10 protein-coding genes are annotated in these 16,209 nt (G+C 73.9%); 5 read left to right on the forward strand and 5 right to left on the reverse strand.

Annotation, left to right across the window (positions count from 1 at the left end):
* Positions 1-4: 4 nt before the first annotated feature.
* The 4 genes from AMK27_RS36005 to AMK27_RS43860 all read right to left on the reverse strand — a co-directional run bounded on the left by AMK27_RS36005 (position 5) and on the right by AMK27_RS43860 (position 9,361).
* The gene (locus AMK27_RS36005; RefSeq protein WP_073917769.1) at positions 5-3,688 is read right to left on the reverse strand and encodes a S8 family serine peptidase; all 3,684 of its coding nucleotides are present in this window, start codon (positions 3,686-3,688) and stop codon (positions 5-7) included.
* 156 nt (positions 3,689-3,844) lie between these two features.
* A complete protein-coding gene (locus AMK27_RS36010; protein ID WP_073917959.1) occupies positions 3,845-5,044 on the reverse strand; it encodes an MFS transporter in 1,200 nt (399 codons plus the stop codon).
* A gap of 188 nt (positions 5,045-5,232) precedes the next feature.
* Positions 5,233-5,679, reverse strand: coding sequence for a GNAT family N-acetyltransferase (locus AMK27_RS36015; protein ID WP_073917771.1), 447 nt, complete (start codon positions 5,677-5,679; stop codon positions 5,233-5,235).
* 46 nt (positions 5,680-5,725) lie between these two features.
* Positions 5,726-9,361, reverse strand: coding sequence for a BTAD domain-containing putative transcriptional regulator (locus tag AMK27_RS43860; protein WP_241847701.1), 3,636 nt, complete (start codon positions 9,359-9,361; stop codon positions 5,726-5,728).
* Positions 9,362-9,538: 177 nt separating this feature from the next.
* Between AMK27_RS43860 and AMK27_RS36030 the strand changes: the two genes are divergently transcribed.
* From AMK27_RS36030 to AMK27_RS36040, 3 genes are all read left to right on the forward strand, one after another.
* Positions 9,539-10,306 carry an SDR family oxidoreductase gene (locus tag AMK27_RS36030; RefSeq protein ID WP_073917773.1) on the forward strand — a complete coding sequence of 256 codons (768 nt, stop codon included), beginning with the start codon at positions 9,539-9,541 and terminating at the stop codon, positions 10,304-10,306.
* A 107-nt stretch (positions 10,307-10,413) separates the two neighbouring features.
* Positions 10,414-11,178, forward strand: coding sequence for an NAD(P)H oxidoreductase (locus AMK27_RS36035; RefSeq protein WP_079188704.1), 765 nt, complete (start codon positions 10,414-10,416; stop codon positions 11,176-11,178).
* Positions 11,175-12,656, forward strand: a complete 1,482-nt coding sequence (locus AMK27_RS36040) for an MFS transporter (protein WP_073917775.1) — start codon at positions 11,175-11,177, stop codon at positions 12,654-12,656. The genes AMK27_RS36035 and AMK27_RS36040 overlap by 4 nt, the downstream gene beginning before the upstream one ends.
* 121 nt (positions 12,657-12,777) lie before the next feature.
* Here the strand turns inward: AMK27_RS36040 and AMK27_RS36045 are convergent, their stop codons facing one another.
* Positions 12,778-13,260 carry a MarR family winged helix-turn-helix transcriptional regulator gene (locus tag AMK27_RS36045; RefSeq protein WP_073917777.1) on the reverse strand — a complete coding sequence of 161 codons (483 nt, stop codon included), beginning with the start codon at positions 13,258-13,260 and terminating at the stop codon, positions 12,778-12,780.
* 113 nt (positions 13,261-13,373) lie between these two features.
* Here AMK27_RS36045 and AMK27_RS36050 point away from each other — a divergent pair, with 113 nt between their 5' ends.
* Positions 13,374-13,790, forward strand: a complete 417-nt coding sequence (locus AMK27_RS36050; RefSeq protein WP_073917779.1) for an organic hydroperoxide resistance protein — start codon at positions 13,374-13,376, stop codon at positions 13,788-13,790.
* Between the two features lie 233 nt (positions 13,791-14,023).
* Positions 14,024-16,078, forward strand: a complete 2,055-nt coding sequence (locus AMK27_RS36055) for a phosphocholine-specific phospholipase C (RefSeq protein ID WP_073917781.1) — start codon at positions 14,024-14,026, stop codon at positions 16,076-16,078.
* The last annotated feature ends 131 nt before the right edge of the window (positions 16,079-16,209 follow it).

The raw sequence follows: 16,209 nt of genomic DNA on the forward strand, positions 1-16,209 counted from the left end.
GCGGCTACTTCACTCCCACCGCGCGGATCAGTTCCTGGGTGACCGAGCCGCCCCGGTCGTCGCTCGCCCCGGCCCGCAGCGAGACGGAGGCCGCGCCGGACGGGACGCGCAGCTCGCCGTCCCAGGCGGCGCCGTGCCGTGCCTTCCTGAGGGCGACCTTCGTCCAGGTCCTGCCCTCGTCGTAGGAGGCCTCCAGGGTGCCGCCGGTGATGGTGCCGGTGCCGGTGGCGCCTTCCACGTACTCCGCGAAGATCCCGACGGACAGCTTGCGTCCGGCGCGGACGTCACCGTTGATGTCGGTGTCCACGTCGAAGCCGAGGTTGAGCATCGGCAGGTAGGTGATCCGGTCGGACGGGGTCTCGGCGGAGCGGAAGGTCCACTCGCTGCGGCCCTTGCCGGCGAGCCGCCAGCGCGCCGGGTCGAGCGCGGTGTCGGTGACGACCTTGTAGGTCGCCTCCTCGGCCGGGGCGTCCCAGGCGTAGGCGCCGGAGCTCATCTTGCGGTCGACGCGGGTGCCGTTGACGTACACCTCGGTGTACTGGGTCATCGACTCGTCGTTCCACACGTTGCCGAAGCCGGTGTGGTCGGTGCCGGAGTCGCCCCAGCCGGGGGTGTTGAAGCGCAGGTCGTTGCCGGTGCGCTGCTGGCCCCAGCCGAGGCCGGTGCCCAGCCACGGGTGCCAGACGGGGCCGAACCAGTCGAGGTCCACCCGGCTGCCGCCCCGGTAGGACGGGGTGCCGCCGCGCTGTTCGAGGGACTCGCCGAGGTCGACGGACTCGTGCCAGCGCTGGCCGGTGCCGGTGGAGACGTACTCGGTGCGCTCGGTCGGGAAGGAGATCCACTCCTTGAAGCCGAAGCCGATCGGGAAGGTGTCGGTAATCGAGTAGCGGAACTCGCCGCCCAGTTCCTTGCGCTTGGTGGGCGCGTAGAAGGTGGAGCGGATGGTGGCGAGCTCGTCCTTGCCGGGCCGGAAGACGAGGTCCTTGCCGATGGCACCGGGGTGGCCCTCGGAGAGGTCGTACGTGAACGGGGTGAAGCGGGTGCCGGTCAGGTCGACGCGCTTGCCGCGGGCCGCGGCGGCGGCGAGCCGCTGGGCGTCCGCCGTGTTGACGGTGGCGACGGCGAGCGGCCGGTCCTCGTAGTCGGCGGTGCCGAAGAACTTCATCAGCCGGCCGGGCTGGTCGTCGGTAACGAACAGGGCCTTGGCGCCGGCGTCCTGGGCGTTCTGCGCGAGCTGCTTCGGGTCGGCGCCCTCGGTCAGCCGGACGAGGACGGCCTTGCCGGTGGCGTTCTTGCCGGTGTACTCGGCGGGGGTTCCGGTGCCGGCGTCGACGACGCCGAGGCGGTGGCCGCCCTCCAGGAGGGTGCCGCCGCCCTGCGGGGTGGCCTCGGAGAGGCGGGTGCCGTCGACGCTCGCCTCCAGCAGGGGCTTGCCGAGGCGCCAGACGGTGCGGTACTCGAAGGTGCCGGTGGCGGGCCTGGCGGTGGGCGCCGCGAAGATCGAGTCGTAGGTCACCGGGACCTGGACGGCGCCGCCGTAGGAGGCTCCGTTGGCCTTCCGGTCGAACTCCATCAGGAGCTGCCGGGTCTCGGTGCGCTTCTCGACCTCGGCGCGGATCTCGCGGAGCTGCCGCCCGTCGAGGGTGATCTCCCGGTCGCGGTCGAGGGTGATCTCGGGCGCGGTGAGGAAGCCGAGGCCGAGGGAGTCCTTGCCGTGGGAGCCGCGCACGTCGAGGAAGGTGTCGACGGTGTACGTGCCGGGCTTCAGGCGCAGTTCGAGGGTGCCGGACTCGCCGACCGTGGCCGGGAAGGGGTCGACGCCCTGGGTGAGCTGCTGCACGCCCAGGTAGGCGGGGGTGGCGGCGCCGTCGCGGTCCTTGACGTGGACGGTGAGGGTGTAGCGCTCCTCCTCCTTCACCAGGCCGAGCGCGGTGTGCGCGACGACGGTGCCGGCGGCGGTGGCGGTGACCCGGCCGGAGGACTGGCCGACGGGGGCCTTCGCGCCGTCACCGGTGACGGTGGTGCTCGCGGTCCCGTGGGCGGGGACGGTGAGGGCGGTGTCGGCGAGGGCGGCGACACCGGCCGGCATGCCCTCCACAGCCAGGTTCAACTCGACGGGGGCGTCGGAGGAGTTGGTGTAGGTGACGGTCTTCGTGACCGGCTTGTTCCCCTCGTAGGGCCAGCCGAAGAAGCCGAGGTCGGCGGAGCCGGTCGCGGTGACGTTCGCGGTGATCGCGGCGGCCACGTCGACCCGGCCGGAGCCGAGCGCGTACGAGGAGGCGTCGAGCGTCTTCGACGAGGACATCAGCGCGGTCTTGAGCTGGGCGCCGGTCCAGTCGGGGTGCCGCTCGGCGAGCAGGGCGGCGACACCGGCGACGTGCGGGGTCGCCATCGACGTACCGCTCATGGAGGTGTAGAGGCCGCTGCCGGGGACCAGCTGCGAGCGGGCGGCGAGGATGTCCACACCGGGCGCCGACAGGTCGGGCTTGAGCGCCTGGTCGCCGTAGCGGGGGCCCTGGCTCGTGAAGTAGGCCGCCTCGTCGGCGGAGTCGACGGCGCCGATCGTCAGCGCGGAGTCGGCGGCGCCGGGCGAGCCGATGGAGCCGGGGGCGCCGGAGTTGCCCGCGGCGATGACGAAGAGGGCGCCGGTCTCGGCGCTGAGGGTGTTGACGGCCTGGGCCATCGGGTCCGTGCCGTCGCTGGGTTCGCGGGAGCCCAGGCTCATCGAGACGATCTTCGCGTCGATGTCCTTGGCGGCCCACTCCATGCCGGCGATGATCTGCGACTCGGAGCCGGAGCCCTCGTCGCTGAGGACCTTGCCGACGGCGAGGGTGGCGCCGGGGGCGACGCCCTTCTCCTTGCCGTCGGAACCGGCGCCGCTGCCGCCGACGGTGGAGGCGACATGGGTGCCGTGGCCGTCGCGGTCGGCGACCTCCTGGCCCTCGATGAAGGACTTCGACTCGGCGACCCGGCCCGCGAGGTCGGGGTGGCCGAGGTCGGCGCCCGTGTCGAGGACGGCGACCTTCACGCCCTTGCCGGTGAGCCCGGCCTCCCAGGCCTTCGGGGTGCCGATCTGCGCGTTGGACTCGGCCATGGCGGCCTTGACCCGGCCGTCGAGCCAGACCTTGGCGGGGGCGGCGGTCCGCGCGGTGGGGGCGGTGAAGCCCCGCCAGAAGGCGGCGGGGTCGGTGGCGGTGACGGCGGCGCCGCCGATGCTGGGCAGCGGGCGGACGGTCTCGGCACCGCGCGGGGTCGCCGCGGCGGTCCGGGCGCCCTTGCCGCCGTAGGTGACGATCAGCGGCAGGTCGCCGGTGATGCCCTGCGCGACGAGGCCGGTGACGTCGAAGAGGCGGGGGTCGAGCGCGCCGGAGGCCAGGTAGGGGCGGGCCTCGTCGGGGATGACGGTGACCCGGCCGCCGGCTATCTGGCTGCGTATCGCGCCGGTGGCGCCCTCGGCCCGGTCGACGGTGACGGTCTGCTGCCCGCCGCCGAGGTCGCTGAGGGTGACGCGGTCGCCGGTGACGAGGGTGACGGTGGTGCTCGCCGCCGCGCCCTTGAAGGTGTCCGGTACGGCTGAGGCGGTGGTCCCGGCGGCGGCGGTCTGCCCCGCCGAGAGCATCACGAGGGAGACGCCCGCGGCGATCAGCGCGGCCCTCCCTCTGTCGAAGGGCGTGGTCCTCGACGTCATCGTTCGAACTCCTCGCGGACCCGGGGTCGGGGGTGTTTTCCGGGTGCCGCGAGGAGTCTTGGCCAGGTGGACGGGAGTTGACTCCGTTCCGTCCTGGCGGTTATGCGCCGTGGCGGCCAACCGCCAGAACAGGACGTGCCGTTCGGGGAGAATTGCTCACGGAGTCGGGTCGAGCGCGTCGTACCGGCGGAAACCGCGCCCGTACAGGGCGAGGGCGCCGACCGCGACGACACAGGCGATTCCGCCGCCCGTGACGGCGACCGCGGGCGAGGTCAGGTCGGCCACGGAGCCCGCGAGGAAGTCCCCGAGCCGGGGCCCGCCTGCGACCACCACGATGAACACGCCCTGGAGCCTGCCGCGCATCTCGTCCGGCGCCGCGACCTGCATCATCGTGTTGCGGAAGATCATCGAGACGGTGTCGGAGTACCCCGCGACGGCGAGCAGGAGCAGCCCCAGCCAGAGGTTCCGGGTGAGCCCGAAGACGGCGATGGCGGTCCCCCAGCAGGCGACGGCGATCAGGATCGCCTGCCCGTGGTGCCGGATGCGGCCCTGCCAGCCGGAGAGCACCCCGCCGAGCAGCGCCCCGAACGCGGGCGCGGCGACGAGGAGTCCGGCGGTCCTGGCGTCGCCGCCGAACCAGAGCACGGCGACGGCGGGGAACAGGGCGCGGGGGTGGGCGAGGATCATCGCGCAGAAGTCGGAGAAGAACGTCATACGGAGGTTGGGCCGGGTCGCCAGGAACCGCAGCCCGTCGAGGACGGAGGCCCTCCTGCCGCCCTCCTTCCGGTCCGGGAGCATCGACGGCAGCCGCCACATCGCGTACAGGCTCGCGGCGAACGCGACGGCGTCGACGAGGTACGCGGTCTGGTAGCCGGCGAACCCGACGATCAGCCCGCCGAGGCTCGGCCCGACGAGCATGCCGAAGGTCGTGACCATCGAGTTCAGCGCGTTGGCGGCGCGCAGCTGCTCGGGCGGCAGGAGCCGCGGGATCATCGAGGAGCGGGCAGGCGAGTTGAGCGCGGCGCAGACGGCCTGCAGGGCGACGATCCCGTAGAGGAACCAGACACGGTGGAAGCCGGCGAACGCGGCGGTGGCGAGCGCGACCGAGAGCACGGCGGAACCGCAGGCGCTGTAGAGCCCGAGCTTGCGGCGGTCGACGGTGTCGGCGATGGCACCGCCGTACAGCCCGAAGACCACGAGCGGGACGAGCGAGAACAGCCCGACGAGGCCGACGGAGAACGGCGACCGGGTGATGTCGTACACCTGGAGGGAGACCGCGAGCGAGGTCATTCCCTGCCCGACCCAGGAGACGGTGCTGCCGAACCAGAGGCGGCGGTAGTGGGCGGAGGTCCGCAGCGGGGTGAGGTCGGCGAAGAGCCGACGACGCTCGGGGGCGGGGGCCTCGGAGGGCCGGGACTCGGGGGGCTGGGACTCGGGTGCCGGGGAATCGGACGGCTGGGACTCGGGGGGCTGGGACTCGGGTGCCGGGGAATCGGACGGCTGGGACTCGGGGGGCTGCGGCTGCGACCGCGGCTGGGTGGCGGTCACGCGATGTCGTAGCGGAGCTCGGGGCGCTCCCAGTGGATGCGGCCGGCGGGCGGGACGGCTCCGGTCCTGACGGCGCCCGTGCGCAGGTAGAACTCCTCGGCGGGCGGATGCGCGACGACCCGCACGGCCTCCAGCCCGGCGGCCCGGGCCTGCCCGGTCATGTGCTCCATGAGCAGCCGTCCGATGCCGAGCCCCTGGGCGCTGTCGGCGACGAACGCGAGGTCGAGCTCGGCGTCGTCGACGAGCAGCGCGTAGAACCCGAGCACCCGGTCGCTCGCGTCGACGGCGACGAACACCGGATGGTGCTCGATGTACGCGCCCCCGACCTGGTACCCCTCGACCATCGAGGCGTAGTCGCCCCGATAGGCCCGGGAGCTCCTGACCAGCCGGGTGAGCCGCTTGGAATCGTCGGCGACGGCACGCCGGACAGTGAACTCGGACATGGGGCGAGTATAGGGGCGCGTACCGCAGTCGATCCTTACGTTTTGGTCAAGGGTTCAAGCGTCGGATCCGTGTGCCGCGCGGCTGCCCCGCCTCCGCCACCGCCCGCTCATGGGACAGGGTCGTGCCGTGGGCGAAGGTCTCCGTGAAGACCCCCGGGCCCAGCACCGTGCGGGCCGCCGCCTCCGCGGCGTCGACGTCCGCTCGCTCCGCCGGGGGCAGCGGCGCGCCCGTCGAGGCGCGGAGGGCCGACGCCGCGCCCAGGAGGAGGGCGGCCTCCTTCGCCCGCCCCGCGCCCGCGTGGGCCGAGGCCAGGCCCTCCAGGGCCAGTGCGACCGCGCGCGGGTCGCCGGAGGACAGCGCGGTGCCGTAGCCCTCCTCCTGGAGTCCCAGCGCGCCCGCCGCGTCACCGCGCGCCAGTGCCGAGAAGCCCAGCTCGGCCAGGATCAGCGCGTTGGCCGAGTCGAGGCCGACCGCCCGGTGCCAGTCCAGGACCTCCCTCATGTGCGCCTCGGCCTCCTCGACCAGGCCCTCGCGTCTGGCGCCCAGGCCGAGGCCGAGCACCGCGTTGATCTCGGCCGCCCGGAACCCGACCTCGACCGCCCGCTCCCGGGCCGCCGCGTGGTACGCCCGCGCCTCCGCCAGATCGCCCCTCAGCAGGGCCGTACGCCCGATCCCGGCCAGCAGGTCCGGCACCTCGGCCGTCAGACCGAGGCCCTCCGCCGCCGCCAGACCCGCCCGCTTGAGCCCGTCCGCGCGCCCGTACTCCCCGTGGATCTCGGCGACCGTCGCCAGCGGGTACACCGACCACAGCCGGCAGCACGCGTCGCCGACCTCGGCGAACAGCGCGTCCGACCCGGCCGCGTCCTCCTCCGCGCCCGCCACGTCGCCGCCGAGCAGCCGCTGCACCGAGCGGTCCGCGAGGGCCGCCGCCTCGACCCAGCGGTCCCCGTGGGCGCGCGCCCCGTCGAGCGCCTCCCCCGTCAGCCGGCCGCCCTCGCTCTGGCTGCCCGTCCCGCAGAGCGCGTGCGCGAGGAACCAGCGCGCCCACGCGTGGTCCGAGGGCCGCAGCGGCGCGGTCGCGTCGTAGGCCGCGAGCGCCTTCGCGATCCGCTGCCGCCGGTCCGTGCCGTCGCCGCCCATGATCGCCAGACCTGTGCGCCAGACCTCCACGCGGGCGCGGAGCGCGCGCTGTTCGGGCCGCACCCGGCCCGTCGCCGCCTCCGGGGGCGCCGCGGTCTCCGGGAGGGCACCGGTCTCCGGGCCCGCCGCGGTCCCCTGAGGCGCTTCGTTCTCCGGAGGGGCCGCCCGCAGTGCCGCCGTCGCATGGCGGAGCGCCTCTCCGAGGCGGCCCCGCATGACCCAGTACCAGGCCAGTGCGTCGACGAGCCGGAGCGCCGCGCCGGCGTCCCGCCCCGCGCCGGGCGGGGCGGCGAGCGCCCGGTCCAGGGCGGCCCGCAGGTTCGAGGCCTCCGCGTCGAGGCGGGCGAGCCGGCGGCGCTGGCCGGGGCCGCGCAGAACGGGCTCGGCGTCCTCGGCCAGCCGCAGGTAGTGGGCCAGGTGACGGTCCCGTACGGCCTCCGTCTCGCCCGCTCCCTCGAGACGTTCGAGGCAGTACGCGGCGACGGACTCCAGGAGCCGGTAGCGCGGCCCGTCGGGACCGTCGACCGCCACGACGAGCGAGCGGTCGACGAGGCGGGCGAGCAGCCCGAGGACGTCCCCGGCGGCCACGTCCCCGGCGCTGCCTGATTCCGCGTCACGGGACTGCGCGTGGCTGGGCTCCGCACCAGCGGACTGCGCGCCAGCGGACTGCACGCCACGGGATTCCGCCCTACCGGACTGCGCGCCGTGGGTCCGCGCGGCCCCGGACTGCACGCCACCGGACTCCGCGCCGGCGGACTGCGCGCCACGGGTCCGCGCGGCCCCGGACTCCGCGCCTCCCGGCCCCGCCCGGCCCGCGCACACCTCCTCCGCCGCCCCCAGCGTGCAGCCCTCCGCGTGAACGGCCAGACGCCGCAGCACCGTTCGCTCATGCTCGCCGAGCAGCTCCCAGCTCCAGTCGATGACCGCCCGCAGGGTCTGCTGCCGGGCCGGCGCGCCGCGCAGCCCCGCGTCGAGGAGCCGGAAGCGGTCGTCGAGCCGCGCCAGGAGCCCGTGCACCCCGAGGGCCCTGACTCGGGTCGCGGCCAGTTCCAGGGCGAGCGGGATGCCGTCGAGACGACGGCAGACGGCCCGTACCGCCTCCTGGGCGGCGGGGTCGAGCGCCGCGCCGGACGCGAACCCGGGCGCCGAGGCCGCCGCCCGTGCCGTGAACAGTTCCACCGCGCCGTCCGCGTCGAGCGGCTCCACCGCCCACAGCGTCTCGCCGGCGAGGGCGAGCGGCTCCTGGCTGGTGGTCAGGACGACGAGACCGGGCGCGGTGCGCAGCAGCAGCTCGGCGAGGGAGGCCGCCTCGTCGACGACGTGCTCGCAGTTGTCGAGGACGAGCAGCGCGCGCCTGCCGCGCAGGGCCTCGGCCAGCCGTTCCGCCGTGGTGAGCGCCCTCTCCCCCTCGGGGCGCAGCCCCCACACCCCGTCGTCGCGGAGTGCGAGCGCGGCGGCGACGACCTCGGCGAGCTCCCCGCGCGCGCCGGCGAACTCGACGAGCCACACCCCGTCCGCGAACTCCTCGCGCACCTGCCCGGCCGCCTCCAGGGCCAGCCGGGTCTTCCCGACGCCGCCCGGCCCGGTGAGCGTGACGAGCCGCCGCTCGGCGAGCAGCCCCCGTACCTCGGCGACGGCCGCGTCGCGCCCGACGATCCCGGTGAGCGGCGTGAGCAGATTGCCCCGCGGGGGCCCTCCGCCCGCGGTCGGCGGCGTCGCCCCACGGACCGCGGCAGACGGTACGGCCGCCGGTGCCGGTATCGGTGCCGATATCGGCACCGGCATAGGTGCTGAGAGCGTGGCGTCCTGGCGCAGCATCGCCGCGTGGAGCGCGGTCAGTTCGGGGCTCGGGTCGAGGCCCAGCTCGTCGGCGAGGAGCGTGCGCAGCTCCTCGTACCCGGCGAGCGCCTCACTCTGCCGCCCCGCCCGGTAGAGGGCTCGCAGCTGCACCGCGCGCAGCCGCTCGCGCAGCGGATGCCGTGCGACGAGCTCCGCCAACTCCCCTGCGAGCAGGCCATGTTCCCCGGCGTCGAGGCGCGCCTCCGCAAGCGCCTCGCGGACGGCCAGCCGCTCCTCCTCCAGCCGCTCCGCCGCCGCCCGCGCGAACGGCTCCTCCGCGAACCCGGCGAACGCTGGTCCCCGCCACAGGTCGAGCGCCCCGCCGAGCAGGACCGCCCGGCCCCGCGGGTCGGCCGTCTCCCGGGCCCGGGCGGCGAGCCGCGCGAACTCCTGTGCGTCCAGTGCCCCTTCGGGTACGGCGAGGAGATAGCCGGGCGCCTGTGTGACGACGAGGCCGCGCCCGCCGGGCTCCGCCTCCTCGAAGGCGCGGCGCAGCTGGGAGACCTTGGCCTGGAGGGCCCGCAGCGGGTTGCCGGGCGGCTCGTCGCCCCACAGGTCGTCGACGAGACGGAACGCGGCGACCGGTCGGCCGGCGTCGACGAGGAGCGCGGCGAGCAGGGCCCGCACCTTGAGTTCGGGGACCCGGACGAGCGTGCCGTCCTCGGTCCGTACGGCCGTCTCCCCCAGCACCGCGAATCGCATGCGGCCACCGTAACCCGGCGTCGATCACCCGCCCGAGCCGGTCCGAGCCGGTCCGAACAGGCCCGTTCCGCACCCGAACCCGGCCCGAACAGAACCCGAGCCGTTCCCGAACAGCCGGCCGTCAGAGTCATCCCCGTCAGCAGGAAACGACACACACGGAACACCAAGGAGCAGGACATGAGCAGCACCGAGCCCCTCGCCGGCCGGACCGCCCTCGTCACCGGCGGCAGCCGCGGCATCGGCCGGGCGATCGCCCTCCGCCTCGGCGCGGACGGCGCCCGGGTCGGCGTCCACTACGCCAGCAACGAGGCGGCCGCGAAGGAGACGGTCGCCGTGATCGAGGCGGCCGGCGGCTCCGCCTTCGCCCTCCGCGCCGAACTGGGCGTCCCCGGCGACGCCGACGCCCTCTGGGCCGCCTTCGACGCGGAGACCGACGGCGACCACGGTCTCGACATCCTCGTCAACAACGCGGGGATCGCCGGCCCCGGCCTGATCCACGAGGTCGAGGAGGCCGACTACGACCGGGTGTTCGCGGTCAACGCCAAGGCGCCGTTCTTCATCATCCAGAAGGGCCTCGACCGGCTCCGCGACGGCGGCCGGATCATCAACATCTCCTCCGGAGTCACCAAGGTCGCCTTCCCGGGCATGACCTCGTACGCCGCCGCGAAGGGCGCCGTCGAGGTGCTGACCCTGACCCTCGCGCAGACCCTCGGCTCCCGGGGCATCACGGTCAACGCGGTCTCGCCGGGCACGATCGAGACGGACATCCACCCGTGGATGGCGGACCCGGACGCCAAGGCGCACGCCGCCGCGTTCTCGGTCTTCGACCGGGTGGGGCAGCCGGGTGACGTGGCCGATGTCGTCGGCTTCCTGGCCTCCGACGACTCCCGCTGGATCACCGGCCAGAGCATCGACGCGAGCGGCGGCTCCGGCCTCGGCCTCTGACGGCCCGGTGCCGGCCGCCCGAGGGCGGGCCCGTGACCGCACCGGGCCCGCCCCGCCCCCCGAACGCGCCCACGCCCCTCCCCACCCCCGTGAAGGAACCCCAGGTCATGGCAGCTCACACGCTCCTCGTCCTCGCCCACCCCCGTACCGACTCGCTCACTGCCCAGGTCGCGGCCCGGCTGCACGCCCGCATCGAGGGCGAGGGCGGCACCGTCGACGTACTCGACCTGTACGCCGAGGGGTTCGACCCGGCGCTCCGCCCGGAGGACGAACCGGACTGGGAGAACCGCGAGAAGGTCTACTCCCCCGAGGTCCGCGCCCACATGGACCGCGTCCTCGCCGCCGACGACATCGTGGTCGTCTTCCCGGTCTGGTGGTTCACCCCGCCGGCGATCCTGAAGGGCTGGATCGACCGGGTCTGGAACTACGGCTTCGCGTACGGCCGGAGCCGTCCCCGGCTGGCGGGCAAGCGGCTGCTCTGGCTGGCCCTGATGGGCGGCACGCCCGAGGAGATCGCGCGGCTCGGCATGACCGACGCGCTCGGCCTGATGCTGGTGACCGGCATCTCCGAGTTCTGCGGACTCCCCGACGCCCGCCTCCGCGTCCTGCACGGCACCGAACTCTCCGGCGTGCCGGTCGAGTTGCGGGCCGGCCGGGTCGCCGAACTGCTCGACGAGGCCGAGCGGACCCTGGCGGAGGAACTCCCGGGCGCGACCGCCACGACCGCGACGGGCACGACGGCCACGACGGCCACGACGGCCACGACGACGACCACCGCCACGACGAACAGCAGTGCGGCCGCCACCGTGACCGCCCTCGCCGCCACGACGACCACCACCGAGAACACCCTGCACGAGGAGCCGGCCCGATGACCACGACCCTCGCGGAGAACACCGCGACACCGCCCCGGGCCGGAGCCCGCCAGTGGCTCGGCCTCGCCGTCCTCCTCCTCCCCGTCACCCTGATGACCGCCGACCTCGGTGTGCTGTGGCTCGCCACCCCGTACCTGTCGGCCGATCTCCGCCCCAGCGGCGCCCAGTTGCTCTGGATCACCGACATCTACGGCTTCCTCACCGCCGCCACCCTCGTGATCATGGGCACGCTCGGCGACCGGCTCGGCCGCCGCAGGCTTCTGATGGCCGGGTCCGCCGGCTTCCTGCTCGCCTCCGTCCTCGCCGCCTACGCCCCGAACGCCGGGACGCTCATCGCGGCCCGCGCCCTCCTCGGCATCGCCGGGGCGGCGGTCCTGCCCTCCACGCTTGCCCTGATCAGCCACATGTTCGCGGACGCCCGGCAGCGGGCCACGGCCATCGCGATGTGGGTGACCGCCCTCTCCGTCGGACTCGCGATCGGACCGGTCATCGGCGGGGTGCTGCTCGCCTCCTGGTGGTGGGGCTCGGTCTTCCTGATGGGCCTGCCCGTCATGCTGATCGCGCTGGTCACGGCACCGCTGCTGCTCCCCGAGTACCGCGACCCGAACCCCGGGCGCCTCGACCCGGCGAGCGTGCTGCTCTTCCTCCTGGGGGTCCTGCCGCTGGTGTACGGCGTCAAGTCCCTCGCCGCGCACGGCCCGACGGCCGAGGCGGCCGTCGCGTTCGCCCTGGGGGCGGCCTTCACGACCCTCTTCGTCCGCCGCCAGAACCGTCTGGAGTCCCCGCTCCTCGATCTGCGGCTCTTCAGGAACCGGGCCTTCACCGGCGCCCTGCTCACCCTGCTCCTGGGCATGACCGCGCTCAACGGCGTCGAGTACCTGGTCCCGCAGTACCTCCAGGCGGTCGCGGGTCTGCCGCCGCTCGAGGCCGGCCTCTGGCTGCTGCCCGGAGCCGCGGGCCTGATCGCCGGCTCGCAGCTGACCCCGTTCGTGGCGCGGCGGATCCGCCCGGCGTACGTCCTCGCCGGCGGGCTCCTGGTCTCGCTGGCCGGGTACGCGGTGATCGCCCTGGCCGAAGGGGTGACCGTGGCCGCCCTCGGCCTCGCGGTCATCATGTTCGGCGCGGCCCCGATCAGCGTCCTGGGGACGGCCCTCGCGGTCGGCTCCGCCCCGGCCGAGAAGGCGGGCGCGGCGGCCGCGACCGGTCAGACGGCCTACGACCTGGGGCTCGCCCTGGGCATCGCGGTCACCGGCAGCGTGGCGGTCGCCGTCTACCGGGGCGGCATCCCGGCGGACGCGCCGGCCGCGGCCCACGAGAGCGTGGGCGCGGCGCTGGCCCTGCCCGACGAGGGGCTGCGGGAGCAGGCGCGGGAGGCCTTCACCACGGCCCTCCACTCGGCCTCGGCCCTGAGCGCGGTCTTCGCCCTGGTGACGGCGGTCGTGGTCCTGACCCTGCTCCGCAAGGTCCCCCGCTCCTGACCCGTCTCCCCCGGGCCTGCCGCAAGCCGCGAGCCGCTCGCCGCGCCCACCGCGCGGCGGGCGGCTCGCGTGGTTCGTCCGGCGTCGGCCGCTGCCCTTCGCGTGGCGCCGGCGAGGCCGTCTAGCGGCAGACGCCCAGGTCGTCCGGGTCGACGCCGTCGAGCCGGGCGGCCAGGGCGTCCAGGCGTTCCCGCAGGTCGCGGATGTCGGCGAGGTCGAGGCCCGTCGCGGTGGCGATCCGGCGCGGCACGTCGCGGGCCTTCTCCTTCAGCGCGGTCCCCTCGGCGGTGGGCCGGACGGTGACGGACCGCTCGTCCTCGGGGCTGCGGCGCCGCTCGACGTATCCGGCCGCCTCCAGGCGCTTGAGCAGCGGGGACAGGGTTCCGGAGTCGAGCTTGAGGCGCTCGCCGATGCCCTTCACGGGCAGCTCGCCGTGCTCCCAGAGGACCAGCATGGCGAGGTACTGGGGGTAGGTGAGCCCCAGCTCCTTGAGCGCCTCGCGGTAGACGCCGTTGAACGCGCGGGTCGCCGCGTGCAGCGAGAAGCAGATCTGGTGGTCGAGCCGGAGGAAGTCCTCGTCCGGGACGGTGTCGAGCGTCTCCATGGCTCCAGGATACGCGAGGGCACCTCACACGCGATTGAATTGTGCACAACTTAATCGTGCGCTATTAATAGAGAGCCACCGCAGCACACCTCCCGAGGACAGGAACGGACACCATGGACGCGATCTACACCGCTGTCGCCACCGCCAACGGCCGCGAGGGCCGCGCCGTCAGCTCCGACGGCCACATCGACCTCCCCCTCGCCCACCCCCAGGCGCTCGGCGGCAACGGTCAGGGCACCAACCCCGAGCAGCTCTTCGCCGCCGGGTACGCGGCCTGCTTCGCCAGCGCGATGAACCTGGTCGCCCGCCAGGAGAAGATCGACATCTCCGACGCCTCGATCACCGCCGAGGTCTCCATCGGCAAGGACGCCGCGGACGGCGGCTTCGGCCTCGCGGTCGTGATGCGCGCCGAGTTCCCCGACCACCTCCAGGGCGATGCCGGCGCGTCCCTCCTGGAGAAGACCCACGCGTTCTGCCCGTACTCCAAGGCGACCCGCGGCAACATCAAGGTCGACCTCGTCGTCGAGTAGTTTTCTGTCGGTTCACGTACGCCCCTGAGGGTCATCGACCCTCAGGGGCGTTCGTTCGTGAGCTCTTCCGTTCGGGCACGGGGGATTCGTCTGCCGTACGACGGGCAGTCATGGAACGGCCCCCGGCCGGTGGTTCGCGGGCGCTCTCCTTGGGGCGCCCATCCGCCGGTCCACCCGGCCACCGCACGCGCACCCCCACCCGTGCCCGTCCCCACCCGGAGGAGAACTCCCCCATGGCCGACCTCGACCGTCGCCGGTTCCTTCAGCTCGCCGGCGGCACCGCCGCGCTGACCATGCTCTCGGAGAGCATCGCCCGCGCCGCCGCCATCCCGGCGCAAGGCTCCACCGGCACGATCCAGGACATCGAGCACATCGTCGTCCTGATGCAGGAGAATCGTTCCTTCGACCACTATTTCGGGTCGATGAAGGGCGTACGCGGCTTCGGCGACCCCCGCCCGGTCACCCTGCCCAGCGGAAAGTCGGTCTGGAACCAGTCGGACGGCAGCAAGGTCACCCTGCCCTTCCGTCCGGAGAGCGCGAAGCTCGGCATGGAGTTCCTCCAGGGCCTCAACCACGACTGGGCGGGCGGCCAGAGCGCCTTCAACAAGGGCAGGTACGACAACTGGGTACCGGCCAAGACCAAGGCCACCATGGCGTACCTCACCCGCGAGGACATCCCGTTCCACTACGCGCTCGCCGATGCGTTCACGATCTGCGACGCGTACCACTGTTCGTTCATCGGCTCGACCGACCCGAACCGCTACTACCTGTGGACCGGCCACACCGGCAACGACGGCACCGGCGGCGGCCCGGTCCTCAACAACGCCGAGGCGGGCTACGGCTGGACGACCTACCCGGAGCGCCTGGAGGCGGCCGGGGTGTCCTGGAAGATCTACCAGGACATCGGCGACGGGCTGAACGCCGCCGGCTCCTGGGGCTGGATCAACGACGCCTACCGCGGCAACTACGGCGACAACTCGCTCCTGTACTTCAACACGTACCGCAACGCCCAGGCCGGCCAGCCGCTGTTCGAGAAGGCCCGCACGGGCACGAACGCCAAGGCCGGCGACGGCTTCTTCGACCGGCTGCGCGCCGACGTCCAGGGCGACCGGCTGCCGAAGATCTCCTGGATAGCCGCCCCGGAGGCCTTCTCCGAGCACTCCAACTGGCCCGCGAACTACGGCGCCTGGTACATCTCGCAGGTCCTCGACGCGCTGACCTCGAACCCCGACGTGTGGGCCCGTACGGCCCTGTTCATCACGTACGACGAGAACGACGGCTTCTTCGACCACGTCGTCCCGCCCTACGTCCCGGGCTCCGCCGCGCAGGGCCTCTCCACCGTCGCGACCGGGCTCGACCACTTCCCGGGCAGGACCGGCTACGTGGCCGGCCCCTACGGCCTCGGCCCGCGCGTCCCCATGCTGGTCGTCTCGCCCTGGTCCAAGGGCGGCTACACCTGCTCCGAGACCTTCGACCACACCTCGGTCATCCGCTTCATGGAGCAGCGCTTCGGGGTGCGGGAACCCCAGATCTCGCCCTGGCGGCGGGCCGTCTGCGGCGACCTGACCTCCGCCTTCGACTTCTCCCGCACGGACCCCTCGGCCACCGCCCTGCCGCCGACGTCCGGCTACTTCCCGCCGGACAGGAACCGCCACCCCGACTTCCTCGCCACCGCCCCGGCGACCGGCACCATGCCCCGCCAGGAGCGCGGCGCCAAGCCCACCCGCCCGCTGAAGTACGCCCCGTTCGTGGACGGCGCCGCCGACACCGCGGCCGGCAAGTTCCGCCTCACCTTCGGCGGCGGACCCTCGGCGGGCGCGCAGTTCTACGTGACCTCGGCCAACCGCACCGACGCGCCCTGGACCTACACGACCGAAGCCGGCAAGACGATCGCGGACACCTGGAACACGACGTACTCGAAGGGCGTCACGGACCTCACGGTCCACGGCCCCAACGGCTTCGTCCGCCGCTTCCGCTCCCCCGGCAAGACGGCCGTCCCCGAGGTCACGGCCCGCCACAACGCCACCGCGGGCACGCTGGACCTGACGTTCACCAACGCGGGCGCGACCGCGACGGTGACCCTCATGAACGCCTACGGCGGCGCCCAGAAGACGCTCTCCGTCGCGAAGGGCGCCACGGTCACCCACAGCGTCGCCGTCTCGGCGGCCCACCACTGGTACGACGTCACCGTCACCTCCTCCGCGAGCACGGACTACGTCCGCCGCCTCGCGGGCCACGTGGAGACAGGCACGGCAAGCGTCTCGGACCCGGCCCTCCTCACGTACTGACCACCCGGACGGAAACCCCCCGAGGGCCCGTGCGCGTCGTCCCTACGACGCGCACGGGCCCTCGGGCGCCGACGGCGAGATCCGGCCAGGCGGGAGGGCATTCGGGTGGGACGGCATCCGGCCGGGCGGGG

This window comes from Streptomyces sp. CB02009, assembly GCF_001905825.1.
Lineage (GTDB): Bacteria > Actinomycetota > Actinomycetes > Streptomycetales > Streptomycetaceae > Streptomyces.